This window comes from Paenibacillus lautus NBRC 15380, assembly GCF_004000945.1.
GTDB classification, from domain to species: domain Bacteria; phylum Bacillota; class Bacilli; order Paenibacillales; family Paenibacillaceae; genus Paenibacillus_AQ; species Paenibacillus_AQ lautus.
This window is the reverse complement of the sequence record NZ_BIMF01000035.1, coordinates 17,874-36,137: the sequence shown is the minus strand read 5'-3', so window position 1 is coordinate 36,137 and position 18,264 is coordinate 17,874. Positions and strand designations below refer to the sequence as shown.

The following is an 18,264-nucleotide window of genomic DNA, read 5'->3' as shown; positions in this document are numbered from 1 at the left end:
ACGCACTTTTATTCTATTCATCCGCAATCACTAGCGTTGTATTGGTTTTTTTGAACTTTGGCATGAAGCTTGCATGGACGTTCGCATCGGTCACGATCGTATCAATCTTGTCGAGCGATGCGATGGAGATGGTGACGTCTTTGCCAAACTTGGTGCTGTCCGCCATGACGTACACTTCTTTGGACAGCTCGATCATTTTTTTGCGCGTAATGGCTTCCTCCAGGTTGTAGTCGGAAATGCCTTTTTCGATGGTGATGCCGCTGCAGCAGATGAAGGCTTTCAGCACATTCAGCTCATGAAAGTTGAAGATGTATTCATACGCGACGACGGACTGCTCCTCCCGCCGGATTTTGCCGCCGATCATAATCAGCTCCACATCGCTGTCCATCAGCTCAATCGCAACTGGCAGCGAGTTGGTAACGACCGTCAGCTTCTTCTTATGTTTCACGTACTTGGCGATCTGGTACGTCGTCGAGCCGCTGTCGATATAGATGCAATCACCGTCATGAACGAATTCGCTGCATTTACGGGCGATCCGGTCCTTCTCTTCCAACTGGCTGACCATGCGCTCGTCCATGGAGGATTCGCCGAACCGGGACTCCACGAGCTTGACGCCGCCATAGATCTTCTCGATCCGCCCCTGCTTGGTCAAGGTGTTCAGATCCCGGCGCAGCGTATCCACCGAGACGTTCAGCTCTTCTGTTAGTTCCGTGATCTTCAGTACTTTTCGAATCGTAAGCAGCTCAAGTATTTTCATTTGCCTCTCCAGTGGAAACATTCGCTCACCCATTCAATCCGCATTAGTAGTTGGTACCAGTATTCATGTCTAGTTTACCGATTCGCCCGGCCATGTTCAATAGAGTTACCTATCTTATTCGTAAGTTAGGCACTTAATGTGGATGAATATGGTCAATAGTTGGTATCGATATATGAATGATATATGCATAATTTACTTACATTTAACAGTTCTCATGATTCTTGTTTACATATGGTTTCTATACTGAGGATGTGTTTAAGGGAGGTGAGCCGTTTGCTGAAGCTAGAGCATATTCGCAAACAATTCGACGATAAAGTGGTTTTGGATGACATCAACGTAGAAATCGGTTCGGGCGAGATTATGTCGCTGCTCGGTCCGAGCGGCAGCGGGAAGACCACATTACTGAATATTATTTTGGGACTCACCCGGATGGATCAGGGAAAAATCGTGTTCCAAAATCAAGATCTGAGCAACGTGCCGATGAAGAAGCGGGGGTTTAATATCGTTTTTCAGGACTATGCCTTATTTCCCAATCTGAATGCCTACGACAATATCGTATACGGCCTGCGCAATAAGAAGGGGAGCGTGAGTCAGCAGGAGGTACAGGAGTATATCGAATTCCTGGAGCTTCAGCCTCACTTGAACAAGCGGATCGGCGAACTGTCAGGAGGGCAGAAGCAGAGAGTGGCTCTTGCCAGAACGCTGGTCACGAAACCCAAAATCCTGCTGCTCGATGAGCCGCTCAGCGCGCTGGACGGCGTGATCAAGGAGTCGATCAAGCAGCGGATTCAATCGATTGCCAGAGAATTCAAATTGACCACGATCATTGTGACGCATGACCCGGAGGAGGCGCTGACGCTCTCGGACAAAATCCTGATTATCCATCAGGGGCAGATTGCCCAATTCGGTACACCCCAGGAGATTGTCCATCATCCGAGCAATGATTTTGTGAAGCAGTTTATTATCAAGCAGCTGCACATCAAAAGGCAGAACATCTACAACCTGTTCGGTGAGCAGTATGCATAACGTGAAACCGGAAATGCGGATCATCTTTACCGTCATCCTGTTATTGTTCGTCGTGTTTCTGTTCTTGCCGCTGCTCATACTGCTGGTCCGTTCCTTCGAATCCGATCAAGGGTTAACCCTCGGACATTATGTATCGATAGGGTCGAATCGGGAATTCATCGCAGCGATTGGCAACAGCGTGAAGATATCGGGCATCACGGCGGTGATCACAACCGTCCTGGGGTTTATACTCGCGTATTCCATTCATTGCACCAAAATATACCGGCCCGTCAAAGGCCTGCTGAAAACTGTCATCATCATCCCCATGCTGCTCCCGACTATTACATATGGGTTCGCCATTATGTATTCGTTCGGTAATCAGGGATTGATCACCCGGCTTGCCGGACGCAATTTGTTTGAAATCTACGGATGGAACGGTCTGCTCATAGGCTACGTCATTTATACACTGCCTCCAGTATTCCTGCTGATCCATAACGCATTTAAGTATATTGATAAAAAGTTCATCATCGTCTCCAAGTTAATGGGTGACGGAACGATGAGAAGTTTCCTGAATACGATTTTGCGTCCCTTGGCCGGGGCGCTTGGCGGAGCCTTTGTCCTTTCCTTTATCTTAAGCTTTACGGATTTTGGCATTCCGGCTTCGGTTGGCGGTACCTATCCGGTCGTGGCAACGCAGCTGTATCAGGTGATGCTGGGTTCCATTCCGGACTTTAACCAAGGCGCTGTCATTGCGGTGATGATGCTGCTCCCTGCCGTGTTCGGCATCTGGCTGCTGAATTATCTGGAAAAATGGAATTTCCACTATGACAAGCTCTCGGATATCGAGCTGCCGCGCCAGCGCATTCGGGATATCGCCTTTGGCGTGATGTCGTCGGTCATTGTGATGGGCATGCTGTCCATTTTTGCGGTGATGTTCATCGCTCCTTGGTTGAGCAGTTACCCCTATGACATGACCTTTACGATTAAGCATGTACGGGACGTGTTTCAATCGACTGATTTAACAGGGGTATACCGAAACTCCCTCTGGGTCGCCTTCTTGACGGCGCTGTTCGGCACCTTGATGGCATACGGATCGGCGCTGCTGAATGTGCGGACGTCGTTAAAAACCCGATCCGCGGTAGACATCGTATCCATGATAACCAATACGGTGCCCGGCATGGTGCTGGGGATATCCTACCTGCTCTTCTTTAATGGAAGCAGCCTGAAGGGAACCTTCATCATTATCGTTCTGTGCAATATCGTTCATTTCTTTACAACGCCGTATCTGATGGCCAAGAACTCCCTGTCCAAGATGAATTCCTCTTGGGAAACCACGGGAGAACTGCTCGGTGACAGCTGGTTCAAGACCGTTTATCGAGTGCTCCTGCCAAACTCGGCTTCAACCGTCATGGAGATGTTCAGCTACTATTTCATCAACGCTATGGTGACGATCAGCGGCATTATCTTTCTTGTATCTGCCCAGACGTCGCTTGTAGCCAGCAAGATCAAAGAGCTGCAGCATTTCGCCAAGTTTAATGAGATCTTCGTGTTGTCGATGCTGATCTTCTTCACGAATCTGATCATCAAGCTGGTGTGTGATGCATTGCAGAGGAGAACGGCGCAGCGCTGAGTGACTATTGCGTTCAAGTCCGCTGCGATGCCGGATCGTATTTCCGATCGCTATTGCCCTCGAACGAATAAAGTGGCTGCGAACATCTTACGAAGACACCCAGCAGAGAGGACGTATTGTACTGGAGAAGCGAATGCGTTCGCCTTTGTCTGCGGATTTCTACAACAGATTCATACCAATCAGAAGAAATCTGAAGACAACAGCGATCGGAGGTACAATACGGTATCGCAGCGGGCATCAAGCACAGTAACTTATTTATTAATACAAATAAAAATACAAGGAGTGGAGTTAATCATGATGAAGACGCTTAAAGGAATGCTGCTGTCATTGATCGCAATCAGCATGGTGTTTGCACTGGCCGCCTGCAGCAGCGGAAGCGCGGGGGAAGCCAAGAAGGTAGTCATCTACACTAACGGGGATGAAGAGGCTGTCGCCGCAATGGAAACATCGTTGAAGAATGCCGGATACGAAGGACAGTATCTGGTGCAATCCTTGGGTACATCCGAGCTTGGCGGCAAACTGATGGCTGAGGGGAACAAAATCGAGGCTGATCTCGTCACGATGAGCTCGTACTTTATCGAAAGCTCGCAGACCAAGCACTCCATGTTTAAGGATTTGGCTTTTGACGCGGGTGCTGTCGGAACTTATCCGAAATACTACACGCCGATTCTGGCGAATACCGGCTCCATTTTCGTGAATACACAGGTACTGAAAGACAAAGGCTTGCCGATGCCAACCTCCATCACGGACCTGACCAAACCGGAATTCAGCGGACTCGTATCGATTCCGAACATTATGGATTCCTCCACCGGTTGGCTGCTGGTTCAGGCGATTATTAACCAATACGGCGAAGATGCGGGACGCCAAATACTCCATGATCTGATTGCCAATGTGGGACCGCATTTGGAGAGCTCGGGCTCCGGTCCGATCAAAAAAGTGCAGGCCGGAGAAGTGGCTGCGGGCTTCGGACTCCGCCATCAGGCGGTAGCGGCCAAAGCTGACGGTGCACCGATTGATTACGTGGATCCGGTCGAAGGCAACTTCTCGCTGACCGAGTCCGTTGCGGTGGTGGACAAGAAGAATGCCACGACCGATTTAGCGATGAAAATGGCCGAAACCATTGTGAAGGATGCCAGAAAAGATCTGATCGTGAACTATCCGGTGGCCCTGTACGAAGGGGAGACCGTGGATGAGGTCAACAAACCTGCGTACTCGATGACTTTTGAGAAGCCGCTGACCGTGGAGTTGCTGGAAGAGCATCAGCAATTCTTCAACGGATCCAAAGAATAAGCCAGCATAGGAGCGATGTGAAATGAATACCTACAAGCTTTTGACACCAGGACCTTTGACGACAACCAAGACGGTGAAAGAGGAGATGCTCTTTGACCGCTGCACGTGGGATGATGAATATAAATCGATTACGCAAAAAATCAGGTCGCAGCTCCTGACACTCGCCGGGGCGGATCCAGAGCGGTACACCGCCGTGCTGATGCAGGGAAGCGGTACGTTTGCCGTCGAAGCGGTGATGACATCCACCATATCGAATGACGATAAAGTGCTGATCGTAACGAACGGCGCCTACGGTGAGCGGATCGTGAAAATGGCGGCGTATATCGGACTGAATCACGTGGAGTACAGAGTGAATTACGATGAACATCCATGCGAGGATGAACTGCGAGCCATACTGCATAAGGATGAGGGTATTACGCATATCGCGATGGTACATTGCGAGACGACAACCGGGATTCTGAATCCGCTGGAGATGGTCTCGAGGCTGTCCAGAGAATATGGCAAAACCCTCATCATCGACGCGATGAGCAGCTTTGGCGGAATGGAAATCGATGTGCAGGGACTTGGCATCGACTATCTGATCAGCAGTGCGAATAAATGCATCCAGGGCGTTCCGGGGTTTGGATTCGTCATCGCCAAGCTGGACAAGCTTGCAGCCTGCGAAGGGATTGCCCGCAGCTTGGCGCTCGATCTGTACGATCAGTGGAAAGGCATGGATGAGGACGGAAAATGGCGATATACTTCGCCGACCCATGTTGTAGCCGCCTTCTCCAAGGCGTTGGATGAGCTGAATGAAGAAGGCGGTGTATCGGCGAGATTCAGCCGTTACCGGAATAACAATCGCCTGCTGCGGGAGAGATTGGCGCAGATCGGCATTCACGCTTATATCACCGATGACAAGCAATCTCCGATCATCACCACGTTCTTATTCCCGAGTGAAGGGTTTAGCTTCGAGCACTTTTACGCTTATATTAAGGAAAGAGGCTATGTGATATATCCCGGCAAGCTGACCGACGTGGATACCTTCCGCATTGGGAATATAGGAGAAATCTATGAGCAGGATATCGAGCAGTTATGTCATATCATCGAAGAGTATAGGGGAGTGATGGCACAATGAACCGAATCGAAGGCGTTATATTGGACTGGGCCGGAACGGCTGTGGATTTTGGATGCTTTGCACCGGTGAACGTGTTTGTCGATATTTTCAAGAATTCGGGCATTGAAGTGACGATGGATGAAGCGAGAGCGCCGATGGGGATGCTGAAGATCGATCATATTCGTGCCATGCTGTCCATGCCGAGAGTGTCGTCGCTGTGGGAAGCGAAGTACGGAAGAGCTTTCGATGAGCAGGACGTGGAGCGGTTGTACGCGGAATTTGAGCCGGCCTTGATGGCTTCCTTATCCGAGTACACGGACCCGATCCCGGGTGTCATCGATACGGTTGAAGTTTTGAAGAGTCAAGGCTTGAAGATTGGTTCTACGACAGGTTATACGGGCAGCATGATGGAGGTCGTGGTCGCAAATGCCCGGCAAAAGGGCTACAGCCCGGATGTCTATTTCACGCCGGATGACACGAATTCCCAAGGAAGACCTTATCCGTACATGATTTACCGGAATATGGAGTCTCTCCGGTTATCGGCTTCCTGGAAGGTCGTTAAGGTGGGGGATACCGTCTCGGACGTGAAGGAAGGCGTGAATGCAGGCGTATGGTCGGTTGGCGTTGTCATTGGCAGCTCGGAAATGGGCCTGAGTTCGGAAGAGTTCCATGCCCTGTCAGCGTCGGACCGGGAAGCCGCAATTTCGAGAACTGAACAGACGTTTATCCAGCACGGGGCGGACTTTACGATTCGAACGATGAACGAACTGCCGCAGTTAATCGAGAGAATAAACGACATGCTGGCTGAGGGGAAAAGACCGGGCATTCGATCCTAAGATGGTAGTTAATGAAGAAGCCGCGTGAGAATGTGGCTTCTTTTAAGTTATTCGTGGTACCTAACGCTCCTGATCCTCCTTGTGCAGGGAACGGATAGCACCGTTATAATTAAACATTACCTACTCATCCTTTGGTAATCCTTGTATATTAGGAGTGTAACTTTGAAGGGACGTGAAACCGTTGGTATAACGCATGGTATAACCCATTTATGCTGTTTGATAATTTCATATCATACCCATGGGAGGATACAATGAGCGATATACAGCGGATTGTTGAGAATTTAGATCGGATTTTGCCCCAGTTTTTACTTGATGAACCCTTGCCGGGCTTGGCTATTGGTGTGGTATATAATCATCGGATGATCTATGCCAAGGGATTTGGGGTCACGGATGCAGAGAATGGAGAAGCAGTTACAGAACACACCCTGTTTCATATGGCCTCCGTCTCGAAAACGTTGGTTGCTACTGGTATCATGCAGCTTGCTGAGGAGAGAATCATCAAGCTGGACGGTTTAGTGTCGGATTATTTGCCTATTTTCAAATGGCGGATGACCGGTACCGGCAGTTGACGATACGCCAGCTGCTAAGTCATACATCAGGACTGCCGGATGAAAATGATTTTGCATGGGATTGTCCTGAATATGATGATGGAAGCTTGGAGCGATATGTGAGGGGCTTGAAGAATTACAAGCTGCAAGGAGAGCCAGGTCAGGCTTTCGATTATAGTAACATCGGCTACGAGATATTAGGTGATGTGATAGCAAAGGTCACGGGCCTTTCGTTCGAACAATATATGAAAAAGAAGGTGCTTGAGCCTGCTTCCATGCAAAACAGCACCTTTTTGAAGGAAGAGGCCGCCATCGATACGCTGGCTACGCCGCATGTGCTCGGTCTTCAGGATGGTTACGGTGCTCAGGTCAGCCGCATATTTCCTTATCATCGTGCCCATGCGCCTAGCTCAACTCTCTATTCCAATGCGCTTGATATGTGCAACTATGCATTAACTCATTTAAGTGGGAGCCGTATGCGTAGGGAAGCAAACGCCATTCTCGAAGCGAACAGCTATAGTGAGATGTGGCAAATAGAGGCGTCTACGGAATATGGTGATGGTCTCGATAAAATGGGTCTTGGGTGGTTTATGGGCCAATACAGGGGCCGCCGCGTTATGTCCCATATGGGGCGGGATACCGGGTTTCGGAGTCACTTCATGCTGCTGCCGGACGAGGGAATGGCCGTGTTGTTTATGATGAATGCCGATTATATCGGGGGCAAAGTACTCTATTCAGCGATTCTTGATGTCCTGCTGGGCGATGATGTCCCTTATGTACGAAGATCACTTGCCCATCACTTATCTCAGGTTACGATGGTGTCCGGGGTAGATGCAGCTGTTAGGGAGTATAATGAAATTCTGGAGTCATGTCCGGAACGCTTCCTTGTTCTTGAAGGAGAGTTCAATGCAGGCGCTTATACGCTGATGCGGGGAGGATGGCTTCAGGAGGGGATCCGGCTGCTCGAACTGTCCGCACAGATATTCCCGGAATCCTCGAACATCCATGATAGTCTTGGCGAGATGTACCTGCTTGCGGGTGAACGCGAGCTTGCGCTGAAGCATTATCAGAAATCGGTTGAGCTGGACCCCGAGCATGGTGAGGGAATTTGTATGGTGAATGAGCTGCTTCAGTCCAAATAAGACATGAGGCACAAGGCATTAGCATAAGCTGGCTATCTATCCTGCGGTAGCAGGTACGCTTGTGTCAATCTATTAAAAAGAGCAGTCCGCATGGGCTGCTCTTTTTCTTCATTTCTCTTATAACACGTACGTACCTATAAACTCTGTTACTTCCCTGTCATATCCCTCGGGATCGAACTGGCGAGCCATGCCGTGACCTGCTTCGGGGACAATGAACAGCTTCTTGTGCTCCGGACCATTCTCGTACAGCTCATACACCATCTCGGTAGGTACGAACAAATCGCCGCCGCCATGAATGAACAGCGTCGGTGTTTTGGATTTCTTGACCTGCTCCAGTGCGGATGCTTCGCCGAAGGAGTATCCGGCGCGGATCTTGGTCAACAGGCTTGTGGATTGAACCAGCGGGAAGGACGGCAGCTTATACATGCGCTTCAGCTGATAGGTCAGCTCATCCGTGACCGAGGTATACCCGCAGTCCTCCACAATGGCTTTTACCTGGGGAGGAAGCTCTTCGCCGCTCGTCATCATGACCGTTGCACCGCCCATGGACACGCCATGAAGGACGACTTGAGCGTCTTCGCCCGTATGCCCGATGACGTGATCAATCCATTTCAGATAATCTTTGCGCTCCGGCCAGCCGAAGCCGATGTAATCGCCTTCGCTTCGTCCATGGCCGCGCGCGTCGGGCAGAAGCACGTTGTAACCCAGGTCCTCATGGTACATTTGGGCGAACCCGCTCATCTGCTCCGAATGACCGGAGTAGCCGTGGGCAATGATGACGGTTCTATCCGTTGATACCTTGGCAGGTAAATAGTAAGCATGCAGCTTCAGACCGTTGTCTGAGGTAAGATTCCATTCCTCGAAGCTCTGCTGGGCCCACCAATCCTTGCTGTCCGCAAAGGGATTGTCGATATTCGAGTTGGCTTCCAGGTCCGGGTTACCGTTCAGAAAGCCCTTGTCGGCGCGGGCAATAGCGACATTATAGAAGTAGAAGCTTGCTGCGATAATAATGACAACCAGAAATGCGATGATAGCTGCTGACATGATTTTAATCCTTTTTTTCATGTTGATGGTTATCCTCCCTGTATCCGTAGAACACGATGAATGAAGGTGATAAGGAAGGCAGATGCCGATACGAGATCGTTTCTTCCACCTATCATATCGCACGTCCTCTGATTAATCTATATCGCGGATCACGTTCGTTTCGCGGGTGTTACATCAATCCTATCGGTTGGGGTAGCCTAAATATAAAGTGCTGCAGCACGGAGGCGAGATAGAATTATGAACAAACCTTTCATCAGCCTAATTCTTGCCGTCGTTACGGTCATGGGTTTACCGCTGCCGTCCCATGCGGAGGGGAACTATTCCTCGCCGAAGAAAGATAGTGCGCAGCTGCAATATCAGGATATGCTGATGCTATTTCTGCTTCCTCATATCGATGAGGCGGTTCGCGGGCATTATATCCATACGTTGAAGGAGCAGCCGCTGGTTTATCCATACTTTGTGGATGTGACCGGAGTGAAGCGGGTGAACGGATTCCGCGGTTTTCATTTCATCATTACGCTTGAGGCCAGCCCAACGGTCGGTCCCCATATTCCGGTAGGAAAGGATCGGCTTGTGTTTGAAGTGGCTCCGACGATTCCCGGCGGTATGGTTAAGCTGGTGGAATACAAGCATCTGGAGACGTATGAGCTACCCCCGCATTGGCAGGATATCGTGAAGTAACAGCGGCGAAACCGATCCAATGTCAAAAAAACAAGCAAACGCAGTTCGCGCGTTTGCTTGTTTGGCATGGGGATCATGATGGAGCGTTTAATCGGGTGTCACACCCTCCAGCATTGAAGCAGCAGGAAGGGTACCTGCAATGATTACCAGCTCTCGTAAACCGGCCGATCCGGCCCGGGTTCGGCCTGGATCCAGCCGATGGCGAGCAGAACGATGATGGCGATGAAGGCAGCCGGCAGTACCCATTTCCAGGCATATGCAAGCATTCGTACTGCCGGGGACATCAGGGCAAGTATCAGCCCGATCAGTACCACGCTGAATAGGTGAATCCCTGGCGGCAGCATGAGGAATACAATATGAAAGACCGAAGTGAACATGAGAACAGGGACAAGGGATGTTCCCAGTACGATAGCCGGATGGTTTAAGGATTCGATCGGGTCCCGGGTAAATGCCGCCCATGTCAGTGCCGCGTAATGGACCAGCAGCGGAATCGCAAATAAATAACTTGCGCCCGGCAGGAACCAGGTTGAGCCGATAAGCAGCAGCAGGAACAGGAATGCACCTCCCAGCAGCATCTCCATTTCATTCGCTTTCCGCACGATCCAGCGGGTGAGCGCAACATGAACGATGAAGGTTACCAGTATGAAGCTGACACTGTACAGGAGTGAATCATAGGTTGCGCCTGTGGGCTGCGTCATTTTGCCGGCCCATAACGTATCAACCAGCGACCATAAGCCAAAGCTTAGCGCTGCCGAGAGAACGACGGCCACAATCGGGGTTATCGAGCTGATCAAACTTCCCTTTAGGGAGAGTCTGGAGATTCGGGCAAACAGTACCGCGAAGGCCAGCCATATCGCCGTGAACACCAGGGTGATCGGGATCGCCCATTTTGCGGGGTAATGAACCAGCAGCCCAAATAGATTGAAATAAATACGGTCGCTTGTTGAAGTTAAGTCAGTCAAGTCGAGATTGCCAAAATGTTTTGCCACGGCGAGCGCGTTCTCGCCTTGATGCTGCATCGTCTCCAGGGAGACGTTCTCCGTGTTATCCATCGGGGTATGATAGGCCACCCACCCTTCGCCATAGGCAAAGTTCAGTCCCGGGAGACCATGCTCAAGCGCCACCGTCAGATCGGTATCGTTCGGCAGTTGTTTGTAGAGGTCCACCAAGAGTGAGTTGCTGACAGGATTGGATACGGCCCGGGCGTATTCTTCAATGATCCGACTATTGCTGTCGCTGGTCTGGAACATGAAGGATGAGCCTTTCGATCCCCGGGCTTCAAAATTCGCAATCATGCCCACCTCAAGGTGCTGCGGGTCTCGGAAGAACACTTCTGCCCCCAGCAGGCCTTTCTCCTCCCCGTCTGTCAGCAGAATCCATATGTCATTCTGCGGCGGAGGTCCGGCTTGGATCGCTCTTGCCGTCTCCAGCAATGAAGCTACGCTTACCGAAGCATCGTTCGCTCCGGGTCCGGTTGGGACCGAGTCATAGTGAGACATAAGCAGGAGCGGTTTGCCCGATCCGGTGCCCTTAATGACGCCGAGAATGTTCGTAAGCTGAACGTCGGCGTCGACGTACTTGGTTGTCAGGCGGTCATTAAACTCTTGAACGTCCGGGTTTAAGCCGAGCTGCTTCATCTGTTCCACCAAATAAGCCCTGACTTCCGCATTGGCAGGGGAGCCCATCGGGTGGGGCTCTTGTGCAATCCGCTCGACATGTGCCATCGCGCGTTCTGCGGAGAATTCGGTTGCGGGTGCATCGATATTTTTGGCTTGCGGCGGCTTCTCGAACCACAGCATGAGGGAGATCAAGAGTATGACGGCGAGGATGGTTGTAAGCGGCAGCCAATAAGGAGGTCTGTAATCCGGCGGTCTACCCAATTGAATTTGCATGATAAATACTCACTTCCTTTTATGATCATTCAGGCGTTTCGTGAAGCGATCTTTCATCGTATGTAAGGAATGGGCTCATACACAGCGTAGTTCCACATTATGACATGTGTCAATATAAGATTGAGAACGATCAGCATTCCATGCATGACACAAAGCAAGAGCCTCCATCAGAATGGAAGCTCTTTAGATTTATATTCAATATTCATTTTTTCATACCATGCGTTAAGTCCGGTCCAGAGCTGTTCGCAAAGCTCATACACATGATCGATTTGCAGAAGCTGTCCGCGCATGACCAATTGCGCCAGTTCATCGTATCCCGAAGGCCTGGATTTTAGGGACAGTGATTCTTCCAATGTCTTGGCTCTTGTGTTGTAAAACGTTCGGTTGGCAAGTCCAATCAGCTTGGCCGTTTGCCAGGTCAGGTCCTTGGCGCCAAGCGGGAGGTAGCCTAAGTTACCGGATTGGACGTTGTTTCGTATTTTGCCCATCGTTTCGTAGGGTTCCCAGATCATAAATCCCCGCATCGTTTCTTTGATGGCTTCGTCCGAAACCTGGAGGGGCAGCTTCCGAATCTCAGCGAGCAGGTTCGCCGGATCGTAGATTTCCTGTAGATGGACATAAGCGCCTGCTGTAATCGCCCATGAGTCGTCCACAGACGCTGCTGACTTGAGGATGTCCCGTTTTTGTTCCATGCCGATTTCGATTTTGAAAGGGGGGTATATGAATTCGTGCCCGGGCAGGGAGACTCCGTCCTGTGTAACCACTTGAAGTTCAATGTCCGAGTAAGGACCATCAATCCCTTGCGCAATCGAACCGTATAGGCCAATGGCCAGAATGTCATCGCCGTGCAATTGAAGCAGCCGGTCTTTGATTTGATGAATGATGTTCATTTTCTCTTCTCTAGTCGTAGCCGTAGGATAAGGTAACATAAGGATTCCCCTCCGAAGAAAGTTAGTTATCTATATTATAGTATAAATAGAACGGTTGAACGCGGAGTGGAGTTTGGGATTCTGTGAATAATATAACCCAGCATTCCATCTTATGGTAATATATTGTTGCGGAGTAGGGAAGCAGCCGTCCCACCCGCACACAATAAATAGCTGAGGTGAGAAGAGATGAGTAGAGCTGAGCAGAGTCAAAGCAAGACCAAACAGGAATTGGACCGGGTTGTATTCATTGGCCGCACGTTTGACGAGTACACGCAAATGTTTGATTTGGAAATGTCGGAGCTTGCCAGCAAAAGGGTATTGGATTGCCCTTCCGGTGCGTGTTCGTTCACCGCTCACGGTTCGAAGCATGGAATCGATATAACGGCCAGTGATATTGCGTATGATCATAAGCTGGACGACCTGGAGGCCAAGGGACTGCAGGATATCGGGCACGCGATGGAAACGATGGAGCAAGCGAAGAGCAATTATGTCTGGGACTATTATGGAGATGTGGAGGGGCTTCGTCGGCATCGCCAGCAAGCGCTCCACGACTGCGTTCAGGATATGAGGGAGTTTCCGGATCGCTATGTCGCTGCGGTACTGCCGGAGCTGCCTTTTAATAACGAACAGTTTCACCTGGTGCTGTCCGCCCATTTTCTGTTTATGTACAGCGACCGATTGGATTATGATTTTCATGTCCGGACGATTCGGGAGCTGCTGCGAGTGGCATCGGAAGAAGTGCGCATCTTTCCGTTGACCGATTTATCGGGGAGCCGCTACGTTCATTTGGAGCGCCTTGTTCATGAGCTGGAGGCAGAAGGCTTTCGGACAGCGGAAGTCAAAGTGCCATATGAGTTTATGAAGAACGGCAATTCGCTGCTAAGTATTCGTAAGATATAGAATGAGTGTAAAATACGGGAGGGGGCCGGCAATGCCGGCTCCCTCTTTTGCGCGGATGTCCTTTTCAGAGAGGGCGCGCTTTAATCCTCGGTCTGTTCTAATTCTTCTGTCTGACAGGTGCACGGAGAATGGTTTTCATGGAGGAGGAGGCGGCTTTTCGTGGATCGGACAAATAAATCTCATGATGCAGCCCGTCCTGGTCGTAATGATGCTGTTTCATGTAGGCATACATTTTCGCCAGCGTATCCGGCTCTGTGCTGTAGGGGCCAATATGCATGATTTGGACGCATAGTCCCTCATGGATCGTTTCCAATACCACTTGCTGAATGGGTTCCAGATGATTTTTCTTGGAAAAGGCCTTGTCCCGCGCGGAACTTACGATCTCCGGGGTGACGAACGCCGGCATCCGAATGAGCAGCTTCCAATGCCATTCCTCTTTCGGAACCTCCAAACCGTACCGATCCGAGTTCACCCACCATTGCCCTTCAAGTTTAGGAACGGTAAAATCCTGAATTTCCGCCTTGCAATGTCCCTTAACGCCATATGCAACGGTATAAAGCGCCTCGGTAGCATCCTCGAAAAGAGAGCTTTCAGGCGCGCCTTGACCTTCGAATGACAGATAGGGCAAGGGATCAAACTGCACAAGCTCAGGGGTGTTCCCGGCGGTGTAATAGGTTTTATCGCTTTTGGCCAGATCGAGTTTAGGTAGGGTCATACGTAAATCTCTCCTTTATGGTCATGATTTACGCCTATCATAAACCAACTTCACTGACTGCATAGGAGTCAGTGAAGTTATCTGAAGTTATCGAAGGATCAGTCCTCGTAATATGCGGCCAGGTCTCGGGCCGTTTCAGAGAGAATGGTTCGCAGCTGCTGAGGCTCAAGTACATTAATTCCTCTGCCAAAAGAAAGCAGCACATAAGGCATGTATTGCAGCATCCAATCCGGATGCATACGGAATTCGGCCTCGTCGTCAGTTCTTCTAGTGACAAGATAAGGCTGCAGGAACCACTGGTTGCATATCGCGTCCAGGACCTCGGTGCGACCTTGAAGGCGAACGGTCACCAACGTTGATTCCTTCGCCTTCGTCTCCGTATTCTGATCCTGGTACTCATGAATACGGCTCATGTAGTCATGTACCGAGAAATGTTCCGGCATTTCAAATAAGCTGCCTGTTAACGACAGGCTGTTCATCCGGTCTACCCGAAACACACGGAGGGCCTCCCGTTGATGGCAATAGGCAATCAAATACCATTTGCCGAGCCGGTAGATCAGCCCATAGGGATCAATATGGCGCTCCTCCGCGGAGCCGCTGAAGGACTTCGCATATTGAAGGATCAGGGTTTCCCGTCTGGCAACGGCTTGCTCTAACTCGCGCAATATGGGATGAAGCAAGGCACTTTGTGATGGCGATGGGATATGGATGCTGCCGACATGACGCCGCAAGTCTTCCAATTGGGATTCCTGAAGCCGGTGCTCAATTTTGGTTAGTGCTTTTTCAAGCGCATCCGTAAACGGATAGTCCGCTTGCCGGGCAAGAAGCGCGCTGTGTTCCATGGCTTTAAGCTCGGTTGGTTCAAAGAACAGCGGCACGCTTAAAAAAGAATCGGGCAGCCTGAACCCCCCGCCGTGCCCCGATTCGGATATGATGGGGACCCCGCTCATACCCAGTGTGTCGATATATCGGTAGACGGTTCGGACACTTAGCTCAAGTCTCTCCGCCAATTGCTCGGCTGTCATTTTTTTATGCGATCGAAGCAGCCATAGGATGGATAACAGATAGTCCAGCTTAGCCATGGACAGCACTCGCTTTCTGCATGTTATTTAGGTTATATCCGGATCAATGAAGCTATTATAACAATCCATGAGGGGGTGTGATCAAGGGGATGAAGCGGGGATTACAGGTATAACAAATAACAAAAGTTCAATATTGATATTGAATGATGGTTTGTTATAATGTGTTCAACAGAGAGGGGGCGTGAAGATGGGCATTTGGGCTATAATGGAAAGCCCCAGTGCTCATTGAACCTATGTCACATGACCAGCCATTAACGAAAGAAGCCATATTGGACGCTGCCGAGCAGACGCTTCGGCGCTACGGCCCTGACAAAACCTCGGTTGTCGATGTTGCCAAGGCGCTTCAAGTCAGTCATGGATCTCTATACCGGCATTTTTCCAGCAAAGCCGCTCTGAGAGAAGCCGTAACGGAACGGTGGCTGCAGCGGATTGCAGATCCGTTACAGAAGATTGCAGACGGAACGGAAGGCAGCGCCGCTGATCGCCTGCGGTTATGGACGGATACCCTCATCCGGGCCAAACGGGCTTATGCCCTTGAGGATCCCGAGATGTTTGCCATGTATACGACCGTGACGCTGGAAGCCGTCAAGGTGATTGATACGCATGTGAAGCTGTTAATCGGACAGATTGCCCAGATCATTGATCAAGGGATGTTTACCGGTGAATTTAAACAGGGCAAGTCGGATTCGGTGGCCAAAGCCTTTTTCATGGCAACGTCCCTGTTTCATCACCCGGCGCATGCCTCTCAGTGGACCTCACAGGAGATTGAAGCCGATTTTGACTCGGTGTGGACGCTATTGTTATCCGGAATCACGAAATAGTAAACAGGCTAGAATATAGCAAGAGGGAATAAGGATGTGCTCGAGTCCGCCGTTATACGACACCACATAGCACATCGGGAGCTAGCGGAGAGATCACCACCTACGTAAAAGATGCTATTTTTGGCGATACTCGCATGGGATAGCGTCTTTTTTGTTCTCACTTAATTACAAATGACAAAAATATAAAATTGTCACTTGTAATTTGTTATGTAGAGACATATAATCAAATTACAAAAAAACGTGCAGATCAGAGGATCCACCTGATGAGATATCCGTGCACCTAATTCCTATGTGGGAGGTTGTATCATGACAAAGAGTTTATCGGGCAAGGTAGCTATCGTAACGGGAGCATCAAGAGGCATCGGGCGTGAAATGGCGGAGAGGCTTGCGGAGAACGGGGCTAAGGTGGTAGTAAACTACGCGAGCAGCCCCGCTAAAGCCGAGGAAGTGGTGAGCGCCATTAAGCAGGGCGGCGGCGAAGCTCGGGCCATTCAAGCCGATATAAGTCAGGTAGCAGCGATTGAACGACTGTTTAGTGAAACGATCGAGGCGTATGGCGGAATCGATATTCTCGTGAACAACGCCGGCATCATGACAACCAAGCCGATTGCGGCCATGACGGAGGAGGATTTCGATCAGCAGTTTGCGATTAACGTGAAGGGGACTTATTTCGCAATCCAGCAGGCTTTTCACCATATGAAGTCGGGTGGGCGCATTATCAATTTCTCGACGTCGGTAGCTGGGCAGATGTTCCCAGCGTACAGCTTGTATGCAGGCACCAAAGGTGCTGTGGAGCAGTTTACGCGTCAGTTGGCCAAGGAATTCGGGCCCAAAGGGGTTACAATTAACGCGGTGGCGCCGGGGCCGATTAATACGGAGCTCTTTACCGTAGGTAAGTCGGAGGAACAGATTGCGGGGATCGTGAGCATGAACTCCTTCGGACGCCTAGGCGAACCGGATGATATTGCAGGGGTCGTGCTGTTTCTCGCAAGTGAAGAGTCGAAATGGATCACAGGTCAAACGATCCGCGTGAATGGCGGGTTTGTGTAATATCGCTGCTATGGCAAAAATAAAAATGCACCGGGATTCCCGGTGCATTTTTATTTACGACAGATCGCGCAAAGGCGTCATAATTACCTGCAACGTATTCTTGAGCCTAAGAATTTTCCCCTGAGAGTGCTATCTCCCTCAAGGCACTCACAGCACACAAGACACTGAAGACACCCTTAATCCAAGTCCTTCCACTTCAAGTCCAGCGTCGGAGGCGTGTAGCTATCCATGAGCTCAAGCAGCTTGAGCGGGTCATCGGAGATGTTGATCAGGTTTAAGTGGGAGGCATTGGAGAAACCTTCCGTGATACTGTACTGAATCAGCTTCATGAACGGTTCATAATACTCCCGAACATTCAGCAGCCCGATCGGCTTCTGATGGATTCCGATTTGCGACCAGCACAATACCTCGAACAATTCCTCAAAGGTTCCAAAACCCCCCGGGATGGCGATAAACCCGTCGGACAGTTTAGCCATCGTCGCTTTGCGCTCATGCATATCCGCTACTTCAATGAGCTGGGTCAGCTCGGTATGTACAATCTCGCCTTTAAACAGTCCCCTCGGCATCACACCAATAACTTCACCGCCATGCTGCAGAACGGCATTAGCTACTTCACCCATCAATCCGATTTTGGAGCCGCCGTATACGAGCTTGTATTGGTTGTGGGCAATGTGTTGGCCGAGCTCGGCAGCTTTCGCTTTATAGTCTGGATGTTCCCCCATGTTCGATCCCGCAAATACGCATATAGATTTCAATTCGCACACTCCTTGACAAGATGTTGATATTTCATCCGTGTAATTATACTATATATAGTGATTTATGTCATGGCATCGATGGACTATATTG

At 50.2% G+C, this 18,264-nt stretch carries 18 protein-coding genes; 11 read left to right on the top strand and 7 right to left on the bottom strand.

The window, feature by feature from the left end; all coding sequences use genetic code 11:
- Nucleotides 1-13 precede the first annotated feature (13 nt).
- The gene (locus tag PLA01S_RS30320) at nt 14-757 is read right to left on the bottom strand and encodes a DeoR/GlpR family DNA-binding transcription regulator (RefSeq protein ID WP_246059945.1); all 744 of its coding nucleotides are present in this window, start codon (nt 755-757) and stop codon (nt 14-16) included.
- A gap of 273 nt (nt 758-1,030) precedes the next feature.
- On the opposite strand from PLA01S_RS30320, the gene PLA01S_RS30315 reads away from it, so the two are divergent.
- From PLA01S_RS30315 to PLA01S_RS30285, 7 genes are all read left to right on the top strand, one after another.
- Complete coding sequence (locus PLA01S_RS30315) at nt 1,031-1,783, top strand: ABC transporter ATP-binding protein (protein WP_127596104.1); 753 nt, start codon at nt 1,031-1,033, stop codon at nt 1,781-1,783.
- Nucleotides 1,776-3,392, top strand: a complete 1,617-nt coding sequence (locus tag PLA01S_RS30310; protein WP_127596101.1) for an ABC transporter permease subunit — start codon at nt 1,776-1,778, stop codon at nt 3,390-3,392. The genes PLA01S_RS30315 and PLA01S_RS30310 overlap by 8 nt, the downstream gene beginning before the upstream one ends.
- Before the next feature lie 294 nt (nt 3,393-3,686).
- On the top strand, nt 3,687-4,682 hold the full coding sequence (locus PLA01S_RS30305) for an extracellular solute-binding protein (protein WP_127596098.1): 996 nt from the start codon (nt 3,687-3,689) through the stop codon (nt 4,680-4,682).
- A 22-nt stretch (nt 4,683-4,704) separates the two neighbouring features.
- Nucleotides 4,705-5,799, top strand: a complete 1,095-nt coding sequence (phnW, locus tag PLA01S_RS30300; RefSeq protein ID WP_127596095.1) for a 2-aminoethylphosphonate--pyruvate transaminase — start codon at nt 4,705-4,707, stop codon at nt 5,797-5,799.
- Complete coding sequence (phnX, locus tag PLA01S_RS30295) at nt 5,796-6,614, top strand: phosphonoacetaldehyde hydrolase (protein WP_127596092.1); 819 nt, start codon at nt 5,796-5,798, stop codon at nt 6,612-6,614. The genes phnW and phnX overlap by 4 nt, the downstream gene beginning before the upstream one ends.
- A gap of 251 nt (nt 6,615-6,865) precedes the next feature.
- Nucleotides 6,866-7,183: a serine hydrolase domain-containing protein gene (locus tag PLA01S_RS32930; protein WP_164817549.1), complete on the top strand. Its 318-nt coding sequence runs from the start codon at nt 6,866-6,868 to the stop codon at nt 7,181-7,183.
- Complete coding sequence (locus PLA01S_RS30285) at nt 7,156-8,304, top strand: serine hydrolase (RefSeq protein ID WP_127596087.1); 1,149 nt, start codon at nt 7,156-7,158, stop codon at nt 8,302-8,304. Before PLA01S_RS32930 ends, PLA01S_RS30285 begins: the two co-directional genes overlap by 28 nt.
- Nucleotides 8,305-8,421: 117 nt before the next feature.
- Here PLA01S_RS30285 and PLA01S_RS30280 read toward each other — a convergent pair whose 3' ends face one another.
- Nucleotides 8,422-9,369, bottom strand: a complete 948-nt coding sequence (locus PLA01S_RS30280; RefSeq protein ID WP_127596084.1) for an alpha/beta hydrolase — start codon at nt 9,367-9,369, stop codon at nt 8,422-8,424.
- Nucleotides 9,370-9,585: 216 nt separating this feature from the next.
- On the opposite strand from PLA01S_RS30280, the gene PLA01S_RS30275 reads away from it, so the two are divergent.
- Entirely contained in the window at nt 9,586-10,029 is a 444-nt protein-coding gene (locus PLA01S_RS30275; RefSeq protein ID WP_127596081.1) for a DUF3888 domain-containing protein, read from the top strand.
- Nucleotides 10,030-10,172: 143 nt separating this feature from the next.
- Here the strand turns inward: PLA01S_RS30275 and PLA01S_RS30270 are convergent, their stop codons facing one another.
- On the bottom strand, nt 10,173-11,921 hold the full coding sequence (locus PLA01S_RS30270; RefSeq protein ID WP_127596078.1) for a M28 family peptidase: 1,749 nt from the start codon (nt 11,919-11,921) through the stop codon (nt 10,173-10,175).
- 167 nt (nt 11,922-12,088) lie between these two features.
- Nucleotides 12,089-12,850, bottom strand: coding sequence for a kanamycin nucleotidyltransferase C-terminal domain-containing protein (locus PLA01S_RS30265; RefSeq protein WP_127596075.1), 762 nt, complete (start codon nt 12,848-12,850; stop codon nt 12,089-12,091).
- A 186-nt stretch (nt 12,851-13,036) separates the two neighbouring features.
- Here PLA01S_RS30265 and PLA01S_RS30260 point away from each other — a divergent pair, with 186 nt between their 5' ends.
- Nucleotides 13,037-13,750 carry an SAM-dependent methyltransferase gene (locus PLA01S_RS30260; RefSeq protein WP_127596072.1) on the top strand — a complete coding sequence of 238 codons (714 nt, stop codon included), beginning with the start codon at nt 13,037-13,039 and terminating at the stop codon, nt 13,748-13,750.
- Between the two features lie 97 nt (nt 13,751-13,847).
- Here the strand turns inward: PLA01S_RS30260 and PLA01S_RS30255 are convergent, their stop codons facing one another.
- A complete protein-coding gene (locus PLA01S_RS30255) occupies nt 13,848-14,465 on the bottom strand; it encodes a GyrI-like domain-containing protein (protein ID WP_127596069.1) in 618 nt (205 codons plus the stop codon).
- A gap of 98 nt (nt 14,466-14,563) precedes the next feature.
- Entirely contained in the window at nt 14,564-15,547 is a 984-nt protein-coding gene (locus tag PLA01S_RS30250) for a helix-turn-helix transcriptional regulator (protein WP_127596067.1), read from the bottom strand.
- A gap of 233 nt (nt 15,548-15,780) precedes the next feature.
- Here PLA01S_RS30250 and PLA01S_RS30245 point away from each other — a divergent pair, with 233 nt between their 5' ends.
- Both PLA01S_RS30245 and PLA01S_RS30240 read left to right on the top strand, forming a co-directional pair.
- On the top strand, nt 15,781-16,368 hold the full coding sequence (locus PLA01S_RS30245) for a TetR/AcrR family transcriptional regulator (protein ID WP_246059942.1): 588 nt from the start codon (nt 15,781-15,783) through the stop codon (nt 16,366-16,368).
- Nucleotides 16,369-16,674: 306 nt separating this feature from the next.
- Nucleotides 16,675-17,418 carry an SDR family oxidoreductase gene (locus PLA01S_RS30240; RefSeq protein WP_127596064.1) on the top strand — a complete coding sequence of 248 codons (744 nt, stop codon included), beginning with the start codon at nt 16,675-16,677 and terminating at the stop codon, nt 17,416-17,418.
- A 176-nt stretch (nt 17,419-17,594) separates the two neighbouring features.
- On the opposite strand, the gene PLA01S_RS30235 is transcribed toward PLA01S_RS30240, so the two are convergent.
- Nucleotides 17,595-18,173: an LOG family protein gene (locus PLA01S_RS30235; RefSeq protein WP_127596061.1), complete on the bottom strand. Its 579-nt coding sequence runs from the start codon at nt 18,171-18,173 to the stop codon at nt 17,595-17,597.
- Between the last annotated feature and the right edge of the window lie 91 nt (nt 18,174-18,264).

Coding starts and splice junctions, on each gene's coding strand:
- PLA01S_RS30320 (WP_246059945.1), bottom strand. CDS start 757: ATGAAAATACTTGAGCTGCTTACGATTCGAAAAGTACTGAAGATCACG.
- PLA01S_RS30310 (WP_127596101.1), top strand. CDS start 1,776: ATGCATAACGTGAAACCGGAAATGCGGATCATCTTTACCGTCATCCTG.
- PLA01S_RS30305 (WP_127596098.1), top strand. CDS start 3,687: ATGATGAAGACGCTTAAAGGAATGCTGCTGTCATTGATCGCAATCAGC.
- phnW (WP_127596095.1), top strand. CDS start 4,705: ATGAATACCTACAAGCTTTTGACACCAGGACCTTTGACGACAACCAAG.
- phnX (WP_127596092.1), top strand. CDS start 5,796: ATGAACCGAATCGAAGGCGTTATATTGGACTGGGCCGGAACGGCTGTG.
- PLA01S_RS32930 (WP_164817549.1), top strand. CDS start 6,866: ATGAGCGATATACAGCGGATTGTTGAGAATTTAGATCGGATTTTGCCC.
- PLA01S_RS30285 (WP_127596087.1), top strand. CDS start 7,156: ATGGCGGATGACCGGTACCGGCAGTTGACGATACGCCAGCTGCTAAGT.
- PLA01S_RS30280 (WP_127596084.1), bottom strand. CDS start 9,369: ATGAAAAAAAGGATTAAAATCATGTCAGCAGCTATCATCGCATTTCTG.
- PLA01S_RS30275 (WP_127596081.1), top strand. CDS start 9,586: ATGAACAAACCTTTCATCAGCCTAATTCTTGCCGTCGTTACGGTCATG.
- PLA01S_RS30270 (WP_127596078.1), bottom strand. CDS start 11,921: ATGCAAATTCAATTGGGTAGACCGCCGGATTACAGACCTCCTTATTGG.
- PLA01S_RS30265 (WP_127596075.1), bottom strand. CDS start 12,850: ATGTTACCTTATCCTACGGCTACGACTAGAGAAGAGAAAATGAACATC.
- PLA01S_RS30260 (WP_127596072.1), top strand. CDS start 13,037: ATGAGTAGAGCTGAGCAGAGTCAAAGCAAGACCAAACAGGAATTGGAC.
- PLA01S_RS30255 (WP_127596069.1), bottom strand. CDS start 14,465: ATGACCCTACCTAAACTCGATCTGGCCAAAAGCGATAAAACCTATTAC.
- PLA01S_RS30250 (WP_127596067.1), bottom strand. CDS start 15,547: ATGGCTAAGCTGGACTATCTGTTATCCATCCTATGGCTGCTTCGATCG.
- PLA01S_RS30245 (WP_246059942.1), top strand. CDS start 15,781: ATGTCACATGACCAGCCATTAACGAAAGAAGCCATATTGGACGCTGCC.
- PLA01S_RS30240 (WP_127596064.1), top strand. CDS start 16,675: ATGACAAAGAGTTTATCGGGCAAGGTAGCTATCGTAACGGGAGCATCA.